Below are 21,700 nucleotides of genomic sequence, written 5' to 3'. Positions count from 1 at the left end.
GTCAGCGTGCTCGACGAGATCCTGGCCGGCGTCCGCGAGGACGTGGCCCGGCGGCAGGAGCAGGTTCCGCTGGAGCGGATCCGTGAGCTGGCCGCCGCTGCTCCGCCGCCGCTGGACGCGTACGCGGCCCTGCGCCGGCCCGGCGTCGCCGTCATCGCCGAGGTCAAGCGTTCGTCGCCGTCCAAGGGCAAGCTGGCCGAGATCGCCGATCCGGCGGACCTGGCCGGTGACTACGCCGCCGGCGGCGCCCGTGCGATCAGCGTGCTCACCGAGGGGCGCTGGTTCGGCGGTTCGCTGGACGACCTCGCCGCCGTGCGGGCCGCGGTGAACATCCCGGTGCTGCGCAAGGACTTCGTGGTCTCCAGCTACCAGGTGCACGAGGCCCGGGCGCACGGGGCCGACCTGGTGCTGCTCATCGTCGCCGCGCTGGAGCAGAACGCGCTGGTCGGCCTGCTGGAGCGGATCGAGTCGCTGGGCATGACCGCGCTGGTCGAGGTGCACGACGAGGAGGAGGCCGACCGGGCCCTGGAAGCCGGCGCGCAGGTGATCGGGGTCAACGCCCGTGATCTGCGTACCCTTCAGGTCGACCGGTCCGTCTTCGAGCGGATCGCGCCCGGCCTGCCGAGCCGCGTCGTCAAGATCGCCGAGTCCGGTGTACGCGGACCGCACGACCTCATCCGGTACGCCTCGGCCGGTGCCGACGCGGTGCTCGTCGGCGAGGGTCTGGTCACCCAGAAGAGCCCCCGGGAGGCGGTCGCCGAGCTGGTCAACGCCGGGAACCACCCGGCCACGCCCCGCCCGGTGCGCTGACCGGCGCCGGCCCGCAGCGAGAGGTTCAGCCGTGAGCCAAGAGCAGTTCCCCGATGCCGCCGGTCACTTCGGTCGCTTCGGTGGCCGGTTCGTGCCGGAGGCGCTGGTCGCCGCCCTCGACGAGCTGGCCGCCGCGCACCGTGCGGCCATGGCCGACGGGTCGTTCCGGGCCGAGTTCGCCGCCCTGCTGCGCGACTACGCCGGCACCCCGTCGCTGCTCTACGAGGCCCGCCGGTTCTCCGAGCGGGCCGGCGCGCGGGTGCTGCTCAAGCGGGAGGACCTCAACCACACCGGCGCGCACAAGGTGCGCAACGTGCTCGGCCAGGCGCTGCTGACCCGGCGGATGGGCAAGCGGCGGGTGATCGCCGAGACCGGCGCCGGCCAGCACGGCGTCGCCACCGCCACCGCCGCCGCCCTGTTCGACCTGGACTGCGTGGTCTACATGGGCCAGGTCGACACCGAGCGGCAGGCGCTGAACGTGGCCCGGATGCGGATGCTCGGCGCCGAGGTGGTGCCGGTGACGAACGGCTCGCGCACCCTCAAGGACGCGATGAACGAGGCGATGCGGGACTGGGTCGCCAACGTCGACGAGACGCACTACCTGATCGGCACCGCCGCCGGCCCGCACCCGTTCCCGGCGCTGGTCCGCGACTTCGTCCGGGGCATCGGCGACGAGGCCCGGGCGCAGTGCCTGGAACTCACCGGCGGGCTGCCCGACGCGGTCACCGCCTGCGTCGGCGGCGGCTCCAACGCGCTGGGCATCTTCCACGCCTTCGTCGACGACCCGCAGGTGCGGCTCTACGGCTTCGAGGCCGGCGGCGACGGGGTCGCCACCGGGCGACATGCGGCCAGCATCACCGGCGGCTCCACCGGCGTGCTGCACGGCACCCGCACCTACGTGCTCCAGGACGCCGACGGCCAGACCGTCGAGTCGCACTCGATCTCGGCCGGCCTGGACTACCCGGGCGTCGGGCCGGAGCACGCCTGGCTGCACGACACCGGCCGGGCCAGCTACCAGCCGGTCACCGACGACGAGGCGATGGCGGCGTTCGAGCTGCTCTGCCGCACCGAGGGGATCATCCCGGCGATCGAGAGCGCGCACGCGCTGGCCGGCACCCTGGCCGTGGCCGGAAAGCTCGCCGCCGACCTGGGCCGGCAGCCCACCATCGTGGTCAACCTCTCCGGCCGGGGCGACAAGGACGTGCACACCGCCGGCGGGTACTTCGGCATCCTCGAAAAGGAGTAGGGCATGAGCGAGCGTCGGCGAGCGAATCATCAGCTCGGTGCCGTGGTGCCTCATGACGGCGCGGAGCGTAGCGGAGCGCCGGCGTGAGCCGGATCGGGGTGGCGTTCGACAAGGCCCGGGCGGACGGCCGGGCGGTGCTGGTCGGCTGCATGCCGGCGGGCTTTCCCACCGTCGAGGGCAGCATCGCCGCGATGAAGGCGATGGTCGCCGCCGGGGTCGACGTGATCGAGGTGGAGATCCCGTACTCCGACCCGGTGATGGACGGCCCGGTCATCCAGCGGGCCAGCGACATCGCGCTGGCCGGCGGCGTACGCACCCGGGACACGCTGCGGATCATCGAGGAGGTCGCGGCCACCGGTGCGCCGGTGGTGACGATGACCTACTGGAACCCGATCGAGCGGTACGGCGTCGACGCGTTCGCCCGGGACCTCGCCGCGGCCGGCGGCACCGGGCTGATCACCCCCGACCTGATCCCGGACGAGGCCGACGAGTGGCTCGCCGCCTCCGACGCGTACGGGCTGGACCGCACCTTCCTGGTCGCCCCGTCGTCCACCGACGCCCGGCTGGCGATGACCGTCGAGCACTGCCGGGGCTTCGTCTACGCCACCGCGATCATGGGCGTGACCGGTGCCCGCACCCAGACCTCACAGGCGGCGCCGGTGCTGGTGTCCCGGGTCCGGCAGGTCACCGACCTGCCGGTCGGCGTCGGGCTGGGGGTGGGCACCGGGGCGCAGGCCGCCGCGGTGGCCGGGTACGCCGACGGGGTGATCGTCGGCAGCGCGCTGATCCGCTGCCTGCTCGACGCCCCCGACCAGGCCACCGGCCTGGCCGCGCTGGGCACGCTCAGCGCCGAACTGGCCGAAGGCGTACGTCACGCCGGACCGGGGTGACGGAACCGGGGTCGGCAGCGGTAGCCTTTGCACCCGTGAGTCTCGCCTCGCCGCCCCTGGCCGCCCTGCCCTCCCCGAGCACCGCCGTCTGGCATCTCGGCCCGATCCCCCTGCGGGCGTACGCGCTGTGCATCATCGCCGGCATCGTGGTGGCCTGCTGGGTCACCGAGCGGCGGCTGCGTCAGCGTGGTGTCGCCCAGGGCGCGGTGCTCGACATCGCCCTCTGGGCGGTGCCGACCGGCATCATCGGCGCCCGGATCTACCACGTGATCACCTCACCGGAGAAGTACTTCGGCACCGGCGGGGAGCCCCTCAAGGTCTTCTTCATCCATGAGGGCGGGCTCGGCATCTGGGGCGCCGTCGCCGGTGGCGCGGTCGGCGCCTGGATCGCCGCCCGGCAGCTCGGCATCCCGTTCGCGGTGGTCGCCGACGCGCTGGCGCCGGGCCTGCCACTGGCCCAGGCGATCGGCCGGTTCGGCAACTGGTTCAACAACGAGCTCGTCGGCGGCCGGACGACCCTGCCCTGGGGGCTGGAGGTCCACCTGATGGAGGGTGGACAGGCGGTGCGCGACGAGGCCGGCCAACCGATCCTGCAGCAGGGGCTCTACCATCCGACCTTCGCCTACGAGGCGCTGTGGAACGTCGGGGTCGCGGCGCTGGTGTTCTTCCTCGACCGCCGGTTCAAGCTCGGCCGGGGCCGGGCGTTCGCGCTCTACGTGATGGGCTACACCGCCGGCCGGTTCTGGATCGAGATGATGCGCACCGACGAGGCCAACACCATCCTCGGCGTACGACTCAACGTCTGGACCGCGGCGCTGGTCTTCCTCGGCGCGTTGATCTACTTCCTGCGCGTCCGCGGGCCGCGCGAGTACCTGATCCCGATCGGCCTGCCGGCCGCGACCGTGCCGCCGGTGGCCTCCGACGTCTCCCAGGTCGACCTGTCGACGAAGCGGGCCGCGGCCGAGCCGGCCGTGCCCGAGGGATACCGGGTGGTCAGCGAGGAGCAGTTCGAGCACTGGCGGGCGACCGGCGAGACGCCGCCCGAGCCGACGGGCGAGGCCGACCCGGCCGGGGAGCAGCCGGGCGGCGAGCCCTCGGCGGGTGATGTGGCGGGGGCCGTGTCGGCCCGGCCCGCCGACGGTGCGGCCGCGGAGTCCGCCTCGGCCCGGCCCGCCGACCGCGACAGCTGAGGCGAGGGCGGCGCCATGCGGACCGCGGTGGTGGTCGGCGGCGGCCTCGGCGGCCTGGCGGTCGCCGGTGCGCTCGCCCGATCCGGCTGGCAGGTCACCCTCCTGGAGCGGGCCGACCGGATCCGCCCCGAGCCGGCGGCCGTCGTGCTCTGGCCCAACGGGGTACGCGCCCTGCGCGCCCTGGACCTCGGCGCCGGGCTGGACGCGATCGCCACCCCGCTGCCCGATCGCGGGGTACGCCGCCCCGACGGGCACTGGCTGGTGCAGCCGCGGCAGACCCCGGTCGAGCGGCTGCCGGTCGTGGTGCACCGGGAGGACCTGCACGACGCGCTGATCGCGGGTCTCGGCGACCGGGTCGAGCTGCGCACCGGGGTGACCGTGCGGACGGTACGCGCCGCCGCGGGCCTGCGTCCCGCGGTCGGTGACGGCCGGCACACGTACGAGGCGGACCTGGTGGTCGCGGCCGACGGCGCGGAGAGCGTGGTCCGCCGGCAGCTCGCCCCGGAGGCGGGCGTGGTCAGCTCCGGGTGCGCCGCCTGGCGAGCGGTGATCCCCTGGTACCGGGCGCCGAGCCTGCCCGTCGGCGAGCCCGTCGGCGGCGAGATCCTCGGTGCCGGTTACCGCTTCGTGGCCGCCTCGCTCGGCGAGCGCGGCTCCTCCGGCGCCTCCAGCCGGGGCGGCATCTACTGGATGGCCACCGCGGCCGGCGCGCCCCGGCCCGAGCCACCCGAGACGCAGTTGGCGCTGTTGCGCCGCTGGTACGCCGGCTGGCCCGCGCCGGTCGACGAGTTGCTGGCCGCCACCGACCCGACCGACCTGGTGCAGCAGGAGATCCGTGAGCTGCGCCCGCTGCCGCGGGCGTTCGGCTTCCCGGTCGGGCCGGGCGGGGTGGTGCTGCTCGGTGACGCCGCCCACGCCATGCCGCCACACCTCGGCCAGGGGGCCTGCCTGGCCTTCGAGGACGCCGCGACGCTCGCCGCGCTGCTGCGCGAGTCGCGGCTGCCCGACGCGGTGGTCGCGTACGACCGGTCCCGCCGCCCCCGCGCCGCGGCCGTGGTCCGGCAGACCCGCCGGATGTCCGCCGTGCTCCAGACCCGGGGCCGGCTGGCGTTGCGCGCCCGTGACGCCGCCCTCGGCACCATCACCCCTCGCCTGCTGAGCAGCGCCGCCACCATCGCCGCCCAATGGCACCCCCCAACCTGACCCACCCCCACCCCACCCACCCCCACCCCACCCACCCCACACCCCCTCCCTCCTCCCACCCGGCGTCGATCATGGAGTTGTGGTGGTCCACCAAAGGGGCCAATCGGGACAAAATGCCCACCACAACTGCATGATCGCGGGGGGAGAGGGGTGGTGGGGGCGGTTAGGGGGTGAGGGGGGTGGGGTGGGCTATGCAGGAGGTGCCGACGCGGCGGAAGCCGACGCGGAGGTAGATTCTTGCGATCTCTTCGCTGCCGGCGGCCAGGAAGACCAGGTCGGTGCCGGCGGCGAGCAGGGCTCGGGCCAGGGCGGCGGTGACTGCGGCGGCCAGGCCCCGGCGGCGGGCGGTGGGCAGGGTGGCCACTCCGGCGATCTCGGCCACGTCGCCGACCCGCATGGCCATTCCGCTGGCCACGGCCCCCTCGTCGGGCGTCTCGGCCAGCGCCGAGAGCCGGCTGCCGTCGGCGATGCGGGCCCGTTCCTCGTCCAGCGCCGCCACGTCCAGACCGATCATGGCGGCGTCGCGGTCGGCCGGGCCGTCCGCACCCCGGCCGGTGCAGGGCGCGCCGAAGCCGACCGCCGCGACAGCCCGCCGGGCGGCCACGTCCGCGGCCAGGGTCGGGGCGGACGCGTCCAGTAACCGCACCGGTACGTCGGTGAAACTCGCCGGGTCGACGGCCGCGGCCGGGTCGAGCACCATCAGCGGGGCCTCCAGCACGGCCAGCCCCGCCGAGCGGGCCACCGCGAGCAGCTCCGGATTGATCTCGTGCACCCACTCCAGGGCCTCGGGCAGGCCGAGTTCGCGTTGCCGGGCGCGTACCGCGGCCACGTCGGCCAGCGACGGGGACCGCTCGGCGTCGAGGCGGGGCCGCGCGTAGAACGGCCATCCGGGACCTTCTCGGACGAACAGGACGCAGCCGCCGTGATCCTCCGCGCGGGCCGCATCCCGGGGCACCGCGTCGTAGAACCGTTCCAACCGATCGAGCAGGTCGGCGTGGTGTGTATCCACCGCGCGAGACTACATGTCCCAGAGTCTGGACGGTGTGATCAATCTGCACTGGCCTTGCCTACCGCGCCCTAACGTAGACTCAATAAACCGCAAGGGCCGACGTCGTCCCGACCATGATCCACCCTGAGTGACGACAGGAGGCCCGGTGGCCTTTGCGTACCCACACCACCCCCGGCCGGCGCCCCGATCCGGCCAGGTGACGCCCCCGGCCGGCCTCTACGACGCCTCCCGCGAGCATGACGCCTGCGGTGTGGCCTTCGTGGCGGACCTGTACGGACGGCGCTCCCACACGGTGGTCGCCAACGGCCTCGGCGCGCTGTGCCGGCTGGACCACCGGGGGGCCCGGGGTGCGGAACCGAACACCGGTGACGGCGCGGGCATCATGATCCAGGTGCCGGACGCGTTCCTGCGCGCGGTGGTGGACTTCCCGCTCCCCCCGGCCGGCGAGTACGCCACCGGCCTGGTCTTCCTCCCCGCCGACGACGCCGCCGAGGCCCGCTCCCGGCAGGTGGTCGAGAAGTACGCCCTGGTCGAGGGGGCCGAGCTGCTCGGCTGGCGGGACGTCCCGGTGGACCCGTCGGACCTCGGCGAGACGGCCCTGGCGGCGATGCCCCGGGTGCGGCAGCTCTTCCTCGCCGCCAAGCGGCTCACCGACAGCCCCGCCGGCCCGGCCGGCTCCGCGCTGCGCGGCATCGAGCTGGAGCGGGTCGCCTTCTGCGTACGCAAGCAGGCCGAGCGGGAGTCCGCCGAGCGCGGCGTGCCGGCGTACTTCCCGTCGCTGTCCGGGCGGACCCTGGTCTACAAGGGGATGCTCACCCCCGACCAGCTGCCCGCGTTCTACCCGGACCTCACCGACGAGCGGGTGGAGAGCGCCATCGCCCTGGTGCACTCCCGGTTCTCCACCAACACCTTCCCGTCCTGGCCGCTGGCCCACCCGTACCGCTTCATCGCGCACAACGGTGAGATCAACACCATCCGCGGCAACCGGAACTGGATGCAGGCCCGCGAGGCCCTCCTCCGTACCCCGGATCTGCCCGGCAACATCCGCCGGGTCTTCCCGGTCTGCACCCCGGCCGCCTCCGACTCGGCCAACTTCGACGAGGTCCTCGAACTGCTGCACCTGGCCGGGCGCAGCCTGCCGCACGCGGTGCTGATGATGATCCCCGAGGCGTGGGAGAACGACCCGGACATGCGCGCCGACAAGCGCGCGTTCTACCGGTTCCACGCCAGCCTGATGGAGCCCTGGGACGGCCCCGCCTCGGTCGCCTTCACCGACGGCGAGATCGTCGGCGCGGTGCTGGACCGCAACGGCCTGCGCCCGGGGCGCTGGTGGCAGACCGCCGACGGCCTCGTGGTGCTGGGCAGCGAGGCGGGCGTGCTCGACCTCGACCCGGCCACCGTGGTCGCCAAGGGCCGGCTCCAACCCGGCAAGATGTTCCTGGTCGACACCGCCGCCGGCCGGATCGTGCACGACGACGAGATCAAGACCGAGCTGGCCGCCGCCGAGCCGTACGCCGACTGGCTGCACGCCGGGCTGATCGAGCTGGACGACCTACCGGCCCGCGAGCACATCGTCTACACCCACGACTCGGTCCGCCGCCGCCAGCAGACCTTCGGCTACACCGAGGAGGAGCTGAAGATCCTGCTCGCCCCGATGGCCCGTACCGGCGCGGAGCCGATCGGCTCGATGGGCACCGACACCCCGATCGCCCCGCTCTCCACCCGGCCGCGGCTGCTCTACGACTACTTCCACCAGCTCTTCGCCCAGGTCACCAACCCGCCGCTGGACGCCATCCGGGAGGAGTTGGTGACCAGCCTGGCCTCGACCATCGGCCCGGAGGGCAACCTGCTCGACCCCGGCCCGGCGAGCTGCCGGCAGATCGTGCTGCCCTACCCGGTGATCGACAACGAGGAGCTTGCCAAGATCCTCTCCATCGACGAGGACGGTGACCTGCCCGGCTTCAAGGCGGTGCGGGTCTCCGGGCTCTACCGGGTCCGCGACGGTGGCGCCGGGATCAAGGCCCGGCTGACCGAGATCTGCCGACACGTCTCCGAGGCGATCGAGGACGGCGTACGGATCCTGGTGCTCTCCGACCGCGACTCCAACGCCGACCTCGCCCCGATCCCGTCGCTGCTGCTCACCGCGGCGGTGCACCAGCACCTGGTCCGTGAGCAGACCCGCACCCAGGTCGCGCTGATCGTGGAGTCCGGCGACTGTCGCGAGGTACACCACGCCGCGGTGCTGATCGGGTACGGCGCGGCGGCGGTCAACCCCTACCTGGCCTTCGAGTCGGTGGAGGACATGATCTCCAACGACCGTGATTCGGCCTCCACGCCGCCAGGCGGCGCTCCGGACCGGATGACAGCCGCGGGCCCGCTGGCCGGCGTCGAGCCGCAGGTCGCGATCCGCAACTACGTCAAGGCGCTCGGCAAGGGCGTCCTGAAGATCATGTCCAAGATGGGCATCTCGACCGTGTCGTCGTACTGCGGCGCGCAGGTCTTCGAGGCGGTCGGGCTGCACACCCGCCTGGTCGAACGGTACTTCCGCGGCACGCCGAGCACGATCAGCGGTGTCGGGCTGGACGGCATCCACGCCGAGGTCGCCGCCCGGCACGCGCTGGCCTGGCCGGCGCCCGGCGCGGACGCCTCCACCCGGCTGCCGGTCGGTGGCGAGTACCAGTGGCGTCGCGAGGGTGAGCTGCACCTGTTCAACCCGGAGACGGTCTTCCTGCTCCAGCACGCCACCCGCAGCAAGCAGTACGACGTGTTCCGCAACTACACCGCCAAGGTCGACGAGCTGGCCGCGCGGGCCGGTTCGCTGCGCGGGCTGTTCCGGCTGCGCACCGGCGAGCTGCCGGCGGTGCCGATCGAGGAGGTCGAGCCGGCCAGCGAGATCGTCAAGCGGTTCGCCACCGGCGCCATGTCGTACGGGTCGATCTCGGCCGAGTCGCACGAGACCCTGGCCATCGCGATGAACCGGCTCGGCGGCAAGTCCAACACCGGCGAGGGCGGCGAGGACGTCGACCGCCTGCACGACCCGGCCCGCCGCTCCGCGGTCAAGCAGATCGCCAGCGGCCGGTTCGGCGTGACCAGCGAATACCTGGTCAACGCCGACGACCTCCAGATCAAGATGGCCCAGGGGGCCAAGCCCGGCGAGGGCGGCCAGCTGCCCGGCAACAAGGTCTGGCCGTGGATCGCCCGGACCCGGCACGCCACCCCCGGCGTCGGCCTGATCTCACCGCCGCCGCACCACGACATCTACTCCATCGAGGACCTCGCCCAGCTGGTGCACGACCTCAAGTGCGTCAACCCGGCCGCCCGGGTGCACGTCAAGCTGGTCAGCGAGGTCGGCGTCGGCACGGTCGCCGCCGGGGTGGCCAAGCTCAAGGCCGACGTCATCCTGATCTCCGGCCACGACGGCGGCACCGGCGCGTCCCCCCTGAACTCGCTCAAGCACGCCGGTACCCCGTGGGAGCTGGGCCTGGCCGAGGCGCAGCAGACGCTGCTGCTCAACAAGCTGCGCGACCGGGTCACCGTGCAGGTCGACGGCCAGCTCAAGACCGGCCGGGACGTGATCGTCGCCGCACTGCTCGGCGCCGAGGAGTTCGGCTTCGCCACCGCCCCGCTGATCGTCTCCGGCTGCGTGATGATGCGCGTCTGCCACCTGGACACCTGCCCGGTGGGCATCGCCACCCAGAACCCGGTGCTGCGCGAGCGCTTCACCGGCAAGCCGGAGTTCGTGGAGAACTTCTTCCTCTTCCTCGCCGAGGAGATCCGCGGCTACCTCGCCGAGCTGGGCCTGCGCAGCATCGACGAGGCGATCGGCCGCACCGAGCTGCTCGACGTCGCCCCGGCGATCCAGCACTGGAAGGCCGGCGGGCTCGACCTCGGCCGGGTGTTGCACCTGCCGGAGCTGCCCGAGGGGGCGGCCCGTCGGGGCGTACGGGCTCAGGACCACGGGCTGGAGCTGGCCCTGGACAACGAGCTGATCGCCCTGGCCGAGCCGGCCCTGCGGGCGGTGGACGCCGAGCCGGGCGGCCCGGTCCCGCAGGTGCGGGCGGAGGTGGCGATCCGCAACGAGCACCGCAGCGTGGGCGCGATGCTCGGCGGCGAGGTGACCCGCCGGCACGGCAGCGGCGGGCTGCCCGCCGACACCATCGAGTTCACCCTGCGCGGCACCGCCGGGCAGTCGTTCGGCGCCTTCCTGCCCCGCGGGGTCACCCTGCGCCTGCACGGCGACGCCAACGACTACGTCGGCAAGGGCCTCTCCGGCGGCCGGCTCGTCGTCCGGCCCGACGCGGCGGCGCCCTTCGTGGCCACCGACGCCGCGCCCGGCCAGCGCGCCGAGGAGCAGATCATCGCCGGCAACACCATCCTGTACGGGGCCACCGAGGGCGAGGTTTTCCTCCGTGGCCGGGTGGGGGAGCGGTTCGCGGTGCGCAACTCCGGCGCGGTGGCCGTCGTCGAGGGGGTCGGCGACCATGCCTGCGAGTACATGACCGGCGGCACGGTGGTGGTGCTCGGCGGGTGCGGGCGCAACTTCGCCGCGGGCATGTCCGGCGGCGCCGCCTTCGTCTGGAACCTCGACCGCCGGCGGGTCAACACCGAGCTGGTCGACCTCTCCGCCCCCGGCGAGCAGGAGCGGATCCGGCTGCACGAGCTGGTGCAGCGGCACTTCGCCGAGACCGACTCGGCGGTCGCCGAGGAGCTGCTCAAGCGCTGGCCGGAGGCGGTGGAGGAGTTCACCGCCGTGGTACCCCGGGACTACCGCCGGGTGATGGAGATCATGCGGGCCGCCGAAGCCGCCGGCCAGGACGTCGACGACGCGGTGATGAGCGCTCTCGCGCCGATCGCGCAGCCGCCGCAGCCGGCGGCCTCGGATGCGTCGACGCCGGTTCCGCCCGCCCCGCGGGCGGTCGCCCAGGAGGTGGCTCGTGCCTGACCCGAACGGTTTCCTGCGTTATCCCCGCCAACTGCCGGCCCGCCGGCCCGTGCCGGTGCGCATCAGCGACTGGCGGGAGGTCTACCCGCCGGCGGGTGAGGTGCTGATCCGCGAGCAGGCCACCCGGTGCATGGACTGCGGCATCCCGTTCTGCCACAGCGACACCGCCGGGTGTCCGCTGGGCAACCGCATCCCGGACTGGAACGACCTGGTGCGGACCGGCAACTGGGACGCGGCCGCGGCGGCGCTGCACGCCACCAACAACTTCCCCGAGTTCACCGGCCGGCTCTGTCCGGCGCCCTGCGAGGCCGCCTGCGTGCTCGGCATCGCCGGTGGCGAGCCGGTGACCATCAAGCAGGTCGAGGTGGAGATCGCCGACGCGGCGGTGGCGCGCGGACTGGCGCCGCGCCCGGTGCCGGCGCGGTCCGGCCGGTCGGTCGCCGTGGTCGGCTCCGGCCCGGCCGGGCTCGCCGCCGCCCAGCAGTTGGCCCGCACCGGTCACGCCGTCACCGTCTACGAGCGCGACGACGCGATCGGCGGTCTGCTGCGGTACGGCATCCCCGACTTCAAGCTGGAGAAGCGGCACATCGACACCCGGCTGGCCCAACTCGCCGCCGAGGGCGTGGTGTTCCGCAGCGGGGTGGAGGTCGGCGTCGACGTCACCGCCGAGCAGCTGCGCGCCGACCACGACGCGGTGCTGCTCGCCTGCGGGGCGTTGCAGGGCCGGGAGACCGACACCCCGGGCCGGCAGTTGCGCGGCGTGCACCAGGCGATGGAACACCTGGTCGCGGCCAACCGGGTGGTCGCCACGGCCGGCGACGGGCGGCCCGCGGTGGCCACCCGGCCGGACGGCACGCCGATCGACGCCGCCGGCAAGCACGTGGTCATCATCGGCGGCGGCGACACCGCGGCGGACTGTCTCGGGGTGGCGCACCGGCAGGGCGCGGCCGGCGTACACCAGCTGGACCTGTACCCGCGACCGCCGCAGGCCCGCGACGAGGAGCGCGACCCGTGGCCGACCTGGCCGTGGATCCTGCGCGAGTACGCGGCGCACGAGGAGGGCGGCGACCGCGTCTTCGCGGTCGCCGTGCAGGAGTTCGTCGACGACGGCACCGGCGCGGTACGGGCGGTGCGGATCGCCGAGGTGACCGTCGAGAAGCGGGACGGCCGGCGCATCGTCACCCCGGTGCCGGGCACCGAGCGGGAGCTTCCCGCAGACCTGGTGCTGCTGGCCATCGGCTTCGAGGGCACCGAGGAGCAGCCGCTGCTGGCGCAGCTCGGGGTGACCCGCAACGCCCGGGGCGCGGTCGACTCCCGGGCCGACTGGCAGACCGGGGCCGACGGCGTCTTCGTCGCCGGTGACATGCACCGCGGCGCCTCGCTGATCGTCTGGGCGATCGCCGAGGGCCGGGCCGCCGCCGCCGCGATCCACACCTACCTCGGCGCACCCGGCGCCCTCCCCGCCCCGGTAACCCCCACCACCCACCCCCTAACCGTGTAAGGAAGGGCCCCCTGTTAACGCCTGGTGTATAGCAGGGGGCCCCTCTTAACATTCGCGAGCCGGCGACCGCAGCGCTGGTCCGGCGGCTGGCGGAGCGGGGCTGCCGGCAACTCGGTGATCGACGAGGTCACGGCGGTGAGACGCCTCACGGATTGCAGCGCATCAGGCTGATTGCCGCCAGACTTGGCGGCTGCCGAACCGCTGCGCGGTTCGGCTTCGTCATGCCGCTGTCTGGGAGGTACACCGTGGCGTTCGGTGCCACGTTCGCCGCGCTGCGCCACCGCAACTACCGGATCTGGGCTGCGGCCGGCCTCGTGTCCGTGGTCGGGACCTGGATGCAGGTGCTCGGGGTCAACTGGTACGTGCTCGCCGAGACCGGTTCGGCGACCTCCATGGGCCTCGCCGTCCTGCTCCAGGCCATCCCCATGCTTCTGCTCGGCGTCTGGGGCGGGGCGCTGGCCGACCGGCTGCCCGCCCGGCCGGTGCTGATCGGCGCGCAGGTGGCGCACGCGGCGCTGGCCGCCGGGTTGGCGGTGGTCGCCTTCACCGGCGCCGGCGGCCTTCCGGCGATCTACGCGATCTCCCTTGCCACCGGGGCGGTCTCCGCTATCGAGGGCCCGATCATGGGACGCTGGTGCTCGACCCTGGTGGACCGGGAGAGCCTCGGCAACGCCCTGGCGCTCGGCTCGCTCACCCACTCCGCGGGGCGCATCCTCGGCATGAGCGCCGGCGCCGTCGTGGTCGCCCTCCTCGGCCCCGGGATGCTGTTCGCCATCAACGCCGCGAGTTTCCTCGCCGTGGTGGCGGCCCTGTTCGCCGTACGCGAGCGGGAGCTGCACACCAGCGGGCCAGCCGCCGGGGCGGAGGTCGCCGACACCGGCATCCGGGCCGGCTTCCGGTACCTGCTGCGCCAGCCGGTGGTGCTCGTCGCGCTGGCCCTCGCCTTCGTGCTGGGCAGCCTCGGGCGCAACTACCAGGTGACCATGGCGGCGATGAGTGACGGGCCGCTGGCGGCCGGGGCGTCCGGCTACGGCGTGCTGTCCAGTGTCTTCGCGGTCGGCACCGTGGTCGGCGCGTTCCTCGCGGCCCGGCGGCGGGAGCTGGGCTACGGCGTGCTCGTCGCGGCCGGCCTGCTGGCCAGCGTCCTGCAGATCGTGGCCGGCCTGGCCCCGGGCACGGTGAGCTTCGCCGCGGTGATCCTGCCGATCGCCGCCGCGGCCGTGGTCATCGACACCACCGTGGGCGCCCGCGCACAGCTCGACACCGACTACGCCATGCGCGGCCGGGTGCTCGCCGCGGTGGGGATCACCGGCTCGGTCGCCGCCGCGGTCGGCGCGCCGCTGCTCGGCTGGCTCTCCGAGCATGCCGGCCCCCGGCAGACCCTGGTACTGGCGGGCGTGATCACCGCGGTGGCCACCGCGGCGGCGGCGCTGGTCCTGGAGCGGCTGCGCGGGCGTCGACTGAACGGGCGGGTCACCCGGGTGCTGTCTGTTCCGGCGCTACGCCGCCCGGCGCGCCGGGCGGCGTCCACCGCGACGCGCGTCGTCTGGCCGGCCTCGGCCGTCGCCCGGATCGTCGGGCCGGTGTCGGCCGTCGCCCGGATCGTCCGGCCGGCGCGGGGCGCTGCCGCGGCCAAGCCGGTCGCTTCGGTCAAGACGGTCGCTTCGGTCAAGACGGTCGTCTCGGCCAAGCCGGTCGCCGCATCCAAGATGGTCGCTTCGCCGGCCGTCGCCCGCGCCCGTCCGGGCGGCGCCCCCGTCCGTCCGGCCCGCCGCAGCCGGACGCCGTAGCCGGATGCCGTAGGGCGTGCCGCCTGGACCTCGTCGGCGTCGGGACGGGGTCCAGGCGGCGAACCAGCCAACGCCGCTGGGCGTCGCCTGGGTCCGTCGCGGCGCCCTAGCCTCCCGCCGGAGCGGACTCCGAACGGTGCCGGCTCGGCTGTTGCCGGCCCGGCGTGTCGTGCAGCTGAGCCGCCAACGATCGACACGACCCGTGCTGCCCGGGCGGTGCGGCGGGATCGCGTCCGGTGCGACACGTCCGGTTCGGGGTGTGCCGGTGTCGGCGTGGTCCGTTAGGGTTTCAGCGGACCGGACGGCCGTCGGCGGAGGGGCAGAGGTTGGGCACGCTCGCGTCGGCGTACGGGCAGGCGGTCGCCGCTCACCGGGCGGCCCGGGCGCACCTGGAAGCCGCCCGCGACGCGTTGCGCACATCCGCGCCGCCCGCCCCGGCGGCCGACGCCGACCTGCTCGCCCGGCTGGCCCGGGTCGGCTCCGCGCTGGCCACCCCGACCCCGGGCACCCGGCTGGCCCACCAACCGGTGCCGGTACGCGTCGGCGAAGCAGTCGTCTCCAACGGCGGATTCCCCGTGCTGTTGCCGCTCGGCGCGGGGCACCACCTGGCGGTCGACGCCGACGCCCGCGTCCCGGCGGTGGCCGGGCTGCTGCGGGCGCTGGTGTTGCGACTGCTGGCCACCGCCGAGCCCGGTGGCGTCCGGGTCGCCGGGCTGGATACCGGCGCCCTCGGCGCGACGTTCGGCCCGCTGCGACCGCTGGTCGACGCCGGCGTCATCGACCCGCCGGCCACCAGCGAACCGGAGGTCGCCGCGCTGCTCGACGCCGCCGAGCAGCACGCCCGCGACGCCCGGCAGGCCGACCGGCCGGACCAGGAGCTGCTGGTGGTGGTGGCCGCGTCGGTCCCGCCGCCGCGCGAGGCGGCCCGGCTCGCCGCGCTCACCCACGCCGGGCCGCCCGCCGCGGTCTGCGTCCTGCTCGGCGGGTGGCCGCCGGCCACGCCGGAGGAGCCGGCGCTGCGGCTGGGCGCCACCACCATGCTGCGGCTGACCGATGCCGCCAACCCGGGGGCCGCACCCGAACACCGCCGGTACGCCCGGGTCGGCGACCCGCCCGGCACCCCGTTCAGCGCCGACGGCAGCGGTCTGGCCGTCCCGGTGCTCCTCGACGGTGACCCGCCGCCCGCCTCGGTCGCCGCGCTCGCCACGCATCTGGGCGAGACCGCCCGCCGTGGCGCCGTGATCGGCTTCGCCGACCTGTTGCCCGGCCAGCGGTGGGTCGACTCGGCCCGGGCCGGCCTGCGCACGGTGGTGGGCCGGGCCGGGCGCGACCGGTTCGAGATGGCCTTCGACGACGCCACCCCGCACTGGCTGGTCGGTGGGCGCACCGGCGCCGGCAAGACGGTCTTCCTGCTCGACGTCCTCTATGGGCTGGCTGCCCGCTACTCGCCGGCCGAGTTGCAGCTCTACCTGCTCGACTTCAAGGAGGGGGTGAGCTTCACGGAGTTCGTCCCCACCGGCCGCGACCCGTCCTGGCTGCCGCACGCCCGCACCGTCGGCATCGAGAGCGACCGCGAGTACGGCGTCGCCGTGCTGCGCGAGCTGCGCCGCGAACTGCACCGGAGGGCCACCGCACTCAAGCGGCACGGCGTCACCAAGCTCGCCGACCTGCCCGCCGACACGCCGGTGCCCCGGATCGTCGCCGTGATCGACGAGTTCCAGGTGCTGATGGCCGGCAACGACCAGCTCGCCCGCGAATCGGTGGACCTGCTGGAGGAGCTGGCCCGCAAGGGCCGCTCGTACGGCGTGCACCTGGTGCTGGCCAGCCAGAGCACGACGGGCATCGAGGCGCTCTACGGCCGTGCCGAGGCGGTCTTCGGGCAGTTCGCGCTGCGGGTGGCGCTGCCCGGCGGCGGGGGAGTGCTCGACCAGCTCAACGACGCGGCGGCGACGCTGCCGGTCGGCTCGGCCGTGGTGAACACCGCCGCGGGCGCGCCCGGGGCGAACACCGTGGTCCGCTTCCCCGACGCGCACGCTGCCACCGGCGAGCTGACCCGGCTGCGGCACGAGCTGTGGCAGGCCCGGCCGGCGGGCGCCCGCCCGCCGTCGGTCTTCCGCGGGTACGACACCGCCCGCGTCGAGGACGACGCCACCTTCACCGGGCTGCGCCCCGGCGGCCGCCGCCCACTCGCGCTGGTCGGCCGGACGGTCGACGTGGACGGCACCACCGCGCTGTTCATCATGGACACCGCTCCCGGCCGGCACCTGGCCGTGGTGGGCACCTCGGCGGCCGGCGCCGAGGTGCTGCGCGCCGCGACCCTGAGCCTGGCCCGGCAGCACGCCCCGGCGAGGCGGCGTTCCTGCTCGCCCCGCTGGTCGCCGCCGCCGACCCGGCCGCCGACGACACCGCCGCCGCGCTGACCGCCGCCGGCCACCCGGTCGAACGCCTCGACACCGCCGGGGTACGCGCCCGGATCGGCACGCTCGCCGCCGGCCTGGCCGGCCCCGCGGGTACGAGCGGCGACGGCCCCGGTCTCGACCTCGGCGAGCAGCCGGGGCGCAGCTACCTGGTGGTGTTCGGGATGGACGCCGCGGCCGGGCGGCTCGCCGAGCCCGATCCGGCGACGTTCCGGTCCGGCCACGACGACCTGCGCGCCCTGCTGCGTCAGGGCCCCGGCCACGGGGTGCACCTGCTCGCCTGGTGGCGCGGGCTGCGCCGGCTCGCCGAGGACCTCGGCGGTACGCAGAACCGCGACGACGTCGCCTGCCTGGTCGCGTTGAACGTGCCCGGCACCGACCTCGGCCTGCACCTGGGCATGCACGACCTGGCGTACACGCCCCGGGCCGACCGGGCGCTGCTGGTCGACCGGCACGACCAGCGGGTCCGGTTGATCGTGCCGTTCGCCCGCGACGGGCACACCTCCGACGGGCAGGAGTGAGGGTGTCCACCTTCGAGGAGTACGCGGCCCTGGCCCGCCACCTGGCCGCCCAGCAGCGCGCGGGCGAGCAGGATGCCGCCACCGAGGCGGAGCGTCGGCGTGACCTCGGCGCTGCCGTGGAGTACCTCGACCGGCGACTCGTCGCCCAGGGGCAACGCCTCGACCAACTCGGCCGCGCGATCGGCAGCCCGCCGGGCACGACCGCCACTCCGCCCGCGCCGGTATCGGCGCCGCCCGCGTCCTCCGGGCCGCCGGGGTCGCCGCTTTCGCCGCCCGGCGCTGCGCCGGTGGCCGGGGCGTCGGCGCCGTTCGGGCACCCGGGAGGCGGGCCGGGACCGGGGACCGTGGGGGACGGCGGCGCAGCCGCCGCGCCGGGGTGGTCGGGGGTCGGGGCGTACCCGCGGATGGGTGTGGGGGAGACGAGCCGGGCGCTGCCGGTGGCGGTGAGCGCGACGGCGGGCGGGGTGCCCGCGCAGCGGGCCGGGGAGGTCGACCCGGCGACGGAGCTGGAGTTGGCCCGGCGTTGGGCCGACGAGGCCGACCGGCACGGCCAGCAGGCCGAACTGCTCGCCCAGCGGCCGAGGCTGCTTCCAGGCTGGTCACCGATGGCCCGGGCGGGCGCCGTCTACCTCGGCTTCGCGGGCGTCGCCGTGGTGCTCATGCTGATCCTGGTGCTCGCCTCCGGTGTCGGGGTGGTCGGCTTCGGCACCCTGGTCGCCTGGATGTGCGCCGGCCTGCCCGCCGTGGCGCTGGTCGGTGGTTGGCTGGTGCTCGGCCGCTGGGGCCGACCCGCCGTCGGCGTCGCCGCCCCACCCCGTTACCCGGTGCTCGGCTTCCTGCTCTGCTTCCTGGCCGTGCCCCTCGCCTACTGCGGCTATCTGCTGCTGTTCCGCACCATGCGCTGACCCTGCCGGGGTGCACGGCGCACCGCATCCACCCGGAGCCGCACCGCAAGATCGCGCTCGATGCGGGATCGAGTGGTATCAAAGTCGATGTGAGGCCACTCGATCCCGGATCGAACAATTCTCGGTCGCGGGACCGGGACGTTGGCCGGTGTGACTGTTCGACGACCGGATGGTCGCGGTGGATGCATGGATCTCGTACTCTCCCCTGTGGTCGCTGCTCGTCTGGGCGGGGCCAACGATGGGAGGGGCGTGTGAGCGCAGCGGAGATGATCGCCCGGCTGGCGGCAGCCGCGCAGAAGCTGGACGAGGCCAAGGCGAAGACGGCCGCCGCCGCGCAGGACGCGGCCGAGGCACGTCAACTCGTCGCGGGCGCGTTGCAGGGCGTCGCCGCCGGCCCGCTGATCAACATGATCGACTCGTACCGGCAGGCGCTCGCGCAGGCCGCGCAGGGCGGTGAGCCCGCCAAGCAGCACGTCCAGGAGACGATCACCAAGGTCCGCGCGTTGGGAAACTGACCGGCGACGGTGGACGGTCAAGAGTGGTTCGACCAGCGGAACAGGGATGGAGGCGGCGGGGTGGGTGACGCGACGCGCGACGGCGGAACACTGGACGGATTCCACATCGGCTACCTGGCGGACGGGGTGGGCGACGAGGTCTCCGATTTCGCCAGTGAGTGGGACGACGTCCACTTCGCCAGCCGGTTCTGGGAACGGCAGACGCCCGACGGCTACCGGACGGACCTGCGGGTCCACGTGCTGCGCGGGGCCCGACTGACCGATCTCGACGCGCTGCGGGCCTTCCTCGTCACCTACCACGAACGGGACCCCGACGAGTGGCAGCTGGTCGAGTTCCAGCACGACGGCGGCCCCGGCCTGACCGACGACGCTCAGGCGTTCTGGCTGGCCGAGCCCGGCGTTGCCGTGAACGTCCTGGCCGACCCGGAACAGGTCGGCCGGGAGGAGCTGCTCGCCGTGGCGTGCGCCATCGTGCCGCAACCCGAGTAGTTTTTCAGCCGGCTGGCACGGTGCTTGTCGACGAAGCGCCAGTGGCAGAACCGCGCGCCGGGCTTGCCGACGTCGACCCTGGTGTGCCGGAGGTCGAGAACGGCAGAACGCATGTTCGAGCGGCGTCACGGGGTTGCGGGTTGGCGGCCGGCGCGGTACGCCATGCGTACGTGGATCTGCCGATGGTTCCGGGTGCCTACCCGGCGGCGGTCCGAGAGTCGAGGATCAGATGGAGTTCTTCACCAGTCCCGAGCTGTGGATCGCGTTCGCGACGCTGCTCCTGCTGGAGATCGTGCTGGGCATCGACAACGTCGTGTTCATCTCGATTCTGTCCGGCCGGTTGCCGGAGCATCAGCAGGCCCGGGCCCGGACGATCGGCATCTCGCTCGCCCTGGTCACCCGCCTGCTCCTGCTGGCGTCGTTGTCCTGGATCATCGGCCTGACCGCGCCGCTGTTCACCGTGGTCGGTCAGGAGATCTCCGGGCGGGACCTGATTCTGCTGCTCGGCGGGTTGTTCCTGGTCGGCAAGGCGACGTACGAGATTCACGAGCACCTGGAGGGCTCCGACCACGGCCGTTCGGCCAAGAAGGTCACCTCGTTCGGCGTGGTCATCGCGCAGATTCTGGTGCTGGACGTGGTCTTCTCGCTCGACTCGGTGATCACCGCGGTCGGCATGGTCGACGAACTCGCCATCATGGTGGCCGCCGTGGTCATCGCGATGATCATCATGTTGGTCTCGGCCAGCGCGGTCAGCAACTTCGTCAACCAGCACCCGACGGTCAAGATGCTGGCCCTGTCGTTCCTGCTGATCATCGGCGCGAGCCTGATCGCCGAGAGCTTCGACCAGCACATCCCGAAGGGCTATGTGTACGGGCCGATCGCCTTCTCGATCTTCGTGGAGTTCCTCAACCTGCGGGTGCGGGCGCGGCAGTCCCGCCAGCGGGAGACGCAGCCGGTGCAACTGCACCCGACGTACGTGAAGAGCGGTCCGGCGCGGCCCGACCCCGAGCCCGAGCCCGAGAAGACGCCGGCCGGCTGAGCCTGCCTGGCTGAGCCCCCTGGCGGGCCCCGGTGGCACGCTGGCCGATCCCGCGCGAATCCGACGCCGCACGCACCTTGACGACGGGTGCGTGCGGCGTTCGTCGTCGGTGGCCGGCGGCCGGCCGGGAGGCCTGGTGGGCCTACCGCTACTCGCGCGTAACTTTTTCATTGACGTTTCTAGATTGTGACCGGCATCATCATTTCACGGTCGATCGGACACCTCACCGCCTCCACCCGGCAACCCCGGGATCCCCTTGGGAGGTGCAGCGATGCTGCTCCGAAAGGCTGTCCCCGTCCTCGCCCTCACCCTCACCGCCGTCCTGGCCGCCCCGGCCGCCGCCGCAGCCGCCCCGACCACCGCAGCCGCTCCGGCCCGCGGAGCCGCCCCGGCCACCGCGGCTCCGGGCACCGCCGCCAGCGCCGCACCGGCCGCCGATGCCGTCACCGACGACGGCCTGCGCGCCCTCGCCGATGCGAACCCGGTCATCGTCGTCGGCGGGCTCAGCGGCTTCGCCGCCGTGTACGAGCCGCTCGCCGCCCGGCTACGCGCCGACGGCTACCGAGTCTGGATCTACGAGCTGCCGAACCTGGGGCTCGGTGACATCGCCGCCTCCGCCAGCAGCCTGCGCGGCTTCGTGGGGCAGGTCCGCTCCGCCACCGGCGGCGCGAAGGTGGACCTGGTCGCCCACTCCGAGGGTGGCCTGGCCAGCCGCTACTACATCAAGAACCTCGGTGGTGGCGACGCCGTCGGGCGGTACATCAGCCTGGGCACCCCGCAGTACGGCACGTACGTCGCCAACATCGTGGCGTTCCTCGGCCTGGGTAGCTGTGCCGGCGTCGTCGCCTGCCAGCAGATGACGATCGGCTCGTCGTTCCTCACCGCGCTCAACGCCGGCGACGACACCCCGGGCGCGGTGCGCTGGACCACGGTGCGTACCTGGCAGGACGAACTGGTCCGGCCGGTCGACAACGCCACGCTGGCCGACGGGGCGACCAACGTGCTGATCCAGTCCCAGTGCCCGCTGCGCGTGGTCGGGCACCTCGGCCTGGTGTTCGACGGCACCACGTACACGGTCATCCGGCAGGCGTTGCGGGACCAGGCGATCCGCCCCAACTGCCTCGCCCTCTGACAACGCGACACACGACGCAGGATCCGGGACGCGGGGCGGGCGGTCGACGGGCCGTACGCCCCGCGGTCGGTTTTGTGCTAGCGGTCGTTCCGGTCGCTCTG

At 74.0% G+C, this 21,700-nt stretch carries 16 protein-coding genes; 15 read left to right on the top strand and 1 reads right to left on the bottom strand.

Annotation, left to right across the window (positions count from 1 at the left end):
- The first annotated feature begins 6 nt into the window (after positions 1 to 6).
- The 5 genes from trpC to ACQPYA_RS22785 all read left to right on the top strand — a co-directional run bounded on the left by trpC (position 7) and on the right by ACQPYA_RS22785 (position 5,339).
- Positions 7 to 810 carry an indole-3-glycerol phosphate synthase TrpC gene (gene trpC, locus ACQPYA_RS22805; protein ID WP_433533573.1) on the top strand — a complete coding sequence of 268 codons (804 nt, stop codon included), beginning with the start codon at positions 7 to 9 and terminating at the stop codon, positions 808 to 810.
- Positions 811 to 841: 31 nt separating this feature from the next.
- Positions 842 to 2,056 (top strand): tryptophan synthase subunit beta, encoded by a 1,215-nt coding sequence (trpB, locus tag ACQPYA_RS22800; protein WP_433529134.1) that lies wholly within the window; start codon positions 842 to 844, stop codon positions 2,054 to 2,056.
- Between the two features lie 83 nt (positions 2,057 to 2,139).
- Positions 2,140 to 2,946 (top strand): tryptophan synthase subunit alpha, encoded by an 807-nt coding sequence (trpA, locus tag ACQPYA_RS22795; protein ID WP_433529133.1) that lies wholly within the window; start codon positions 2,140 to 2,142, stop codon positions 2,944 to 2,946.
- Between the two features lie 35 nt (positions 2,947 to 2,981).
- Positions 2,982 to 4,136 carry a prolipoprotein diacylglyceryl transferase gene (gene lgt / locus ACQPYA_RS22790; RefSeq protein WP_433529132.1) on the top strand — a complete coding sequence of 385 codons (1,155 nt, stop codon included), beginning with the start codon at positions 2,982 to 2,984 and terminating at the stop codon, positions 4,134 to 4,136.
- A 15-nt stretch (positions 4,137 to 4,151) separates the two neighbouring features.
- The gene (locus ACQPYA_RS22785) at positions 4,152 to 5,339 is read left to right on the top strand and encodes an FAD-dependent oxidoreductase (RefSeq protein WP_433529131.1); all 1,188 of its coding nucleotides are present in this window, start codon (positions 4,152 to 4,154) and stop codon (positions 5,337 to 5,339) included.
- Between the two features lie 163 nt (positions 5,340 to 5,502).
- Here the strand turns inward: ACQPYA_RS22785 and ACQPYA_RS22780 are convergent, their stop codons facing one another.
- Positions 5,503 to 6,348: a GNAT family N-acetyltransferase gene (locus ACQPYA_RS22780; RefSeq protein ID WP_433529130.1), complete on the bottom strand. Its 846-nt coding sequence runs from the start codon at positions 6,346 to 6,348 to the stop codon at positions 5,503 to 5,505.
- Between the two features lie 145 nt (positions 6,349 to 6,493).
- Here ACQPYA_RS22780 and gltB point away from each other — a divergent pair, with 145 nt between their 5' ends.
- The 10 genes from gltB to ACQPYA_RS22730 all read left to right on the top strand — a co-directional run bounded on the left by gltB (position 6,494) and on the right by ACQPYA_RS22730 (position 21,599).
- Positions 6,494 to 11,290, top strand: a complete 4,797-nt coding sequence (gltB, locus tag ACQPYA_RS22775; protein WP_433529129.1) for a glutamate synthase large subunit — start codon at positions 6,494 to 6,496, stop codon at positions 11,288 to 11,290.
- Positions 11,283 to 12,791 (top strand): glutamate synthase subunit beta, encoded by a 1,509-nt coding sequence (locus tag ACQPYA_RS22770; RefSeq protein ID WP_433529128.1) that lies wholly within the window; start codon positions 11,283 to 11,285, stop codon positions 12,789 to 12,791. Before gltB ends, ACQPYA_RS22770 begins: the two co-directional genes overlap by 8 nt.
- 245 nt (positions 12,792 to 13,036) lie before the next feature.
- Positions 13,037 to 14,581, top strand: coding sequence for an MFS transporter (locus tag ACQPYA_RS22765; RefSeq protein WP_433529127.1), 1,545 nt, complete (start codon positions 13,037 to 13,039; stop codon positions 14,579 to 14,581).
- Between the two features lie 326 nt (positions 14,582 to 14,907).
- A complete protein-coding gene (locus ACQPYA_RS22760; RefSeq protein ID WP_433529126.1) occupies positions 14,908 to 17,001 on the top strand; it encodes an FtsK/SpoIIIE domain-containing protein in 2,094 nt (697 codons plus the stop codon).
- 149 nt (positions 17,002 to 17,150) lie between these two features.
- Positions 17,151 to 17,519 carry a hypothetical protein gene (locus tag ACQPYA_RS22755; RefSeq protein ID WP_433529125.1) on the top strand — a complete coding sequence of 123 codons (369 nt, stop codon included), beginning with the start codon at positions 17,151 to 17,153 and terminating at the stop codon, positions 17,517 to 17,519.
- Between the two features lie 2 nt (positions 17,520 to 17,521).
- Complete coding sequence (locus ACQPYA_RS22750) at positions 17,522 to 18,424, top strand: hypothetical protein (protein ID WP_433529124.1); 903 nt, start codon at positions 17,522 to 17,524, stop codon at positions 18,422 to 18,424.
- 251 nt (positions 18,425 to 18,675) lie between these two features.
- The gene (locus ACQPYA_RS22745) at positions 18,676 to 18,939 is read left to right on the top strand and encodes a DUF6244 family protein (RefSeq protein ID WP_433529123.1); all 264 of its coding nucleotides are present in this window, start codon (positions 18,676 to 18,678) and stop codon (positions 18,937 to 18,939) included.
- A gap of 60 nt (positions 18,940 to 18,999) precedes the next feature.
- On the top strand, positions 19,000 to 19,428 hold the full coding sequence (locus tag ACQPYA_RS22740) for a hypothetical protein (protein ID WP_433529122.1): 429 nt from the start codon (positions 19,000 to 19,002) through the stop codon (positions 19,426 to 19,428).
- A gap of 229 nt (positions 19,429 to 19,657) precedes the next feature.
- On the top strand, positions 19,658 to 20,467 hold the full coding sequence (locus tag ACQPYA_RS22735) for a TerC family protein (RefSeq protein ID WP_433529121.1): 810 nt from the start codon (positions 19,658 to 19,660) through the stop codon (positions 20,465 to 20,467).
- 271 nt (positions 20,468 to 20,738) lie between these two features.
- Entirely contained in the window at positions 20,739 to 21,599 is an 861-nt protein-coding gene (locus ACQPYA_RS22730; protein WP_433529120.1) for a lipase family alpha/beta hydrolase, read from the top strand.
- Positions 21,600 to 21,700 lie beyond the last annotated feature (101 nt).

The sequence above is a fragment of the Micromonospora sp. CA-263727 genome (assembly GCF_050942455.1).
GTDB lineage: Bacteria > Actinomycetota > Actinomycetes > Mycobacteriales > Micromonosporaceae > Micromonospora.
This window is presented reverse-complemented; position numbering and strand designations above follow the sequence as displayed.

Bases quoted from the DNA above. Each gene is read 5' to 3' on its own strand.
- ACQPYA_RS22730 (WP_433529120.1), top strand. From the start codon at position 20,739: ATGCTGCTCCGAAAGGCTGTCCCCGTCCTCGCCCTCACCCTCACCGCC.
- ACQPYA_RS22735 (WP_433529121.1), top strand. From the start codon at position 19,658: ATGGAGTTCTTCACCAGTCCCGAGCTGTGGATCGCGTTCGCGACGCTG.
- ACQPYA_RS22785 (WP_433529131.1), top strand. From the start codon at position 4,152: ATGCGGACCGCGGTGGTGGTCGGCGGCGGCCTCGGCGGCCTGGCGGTC.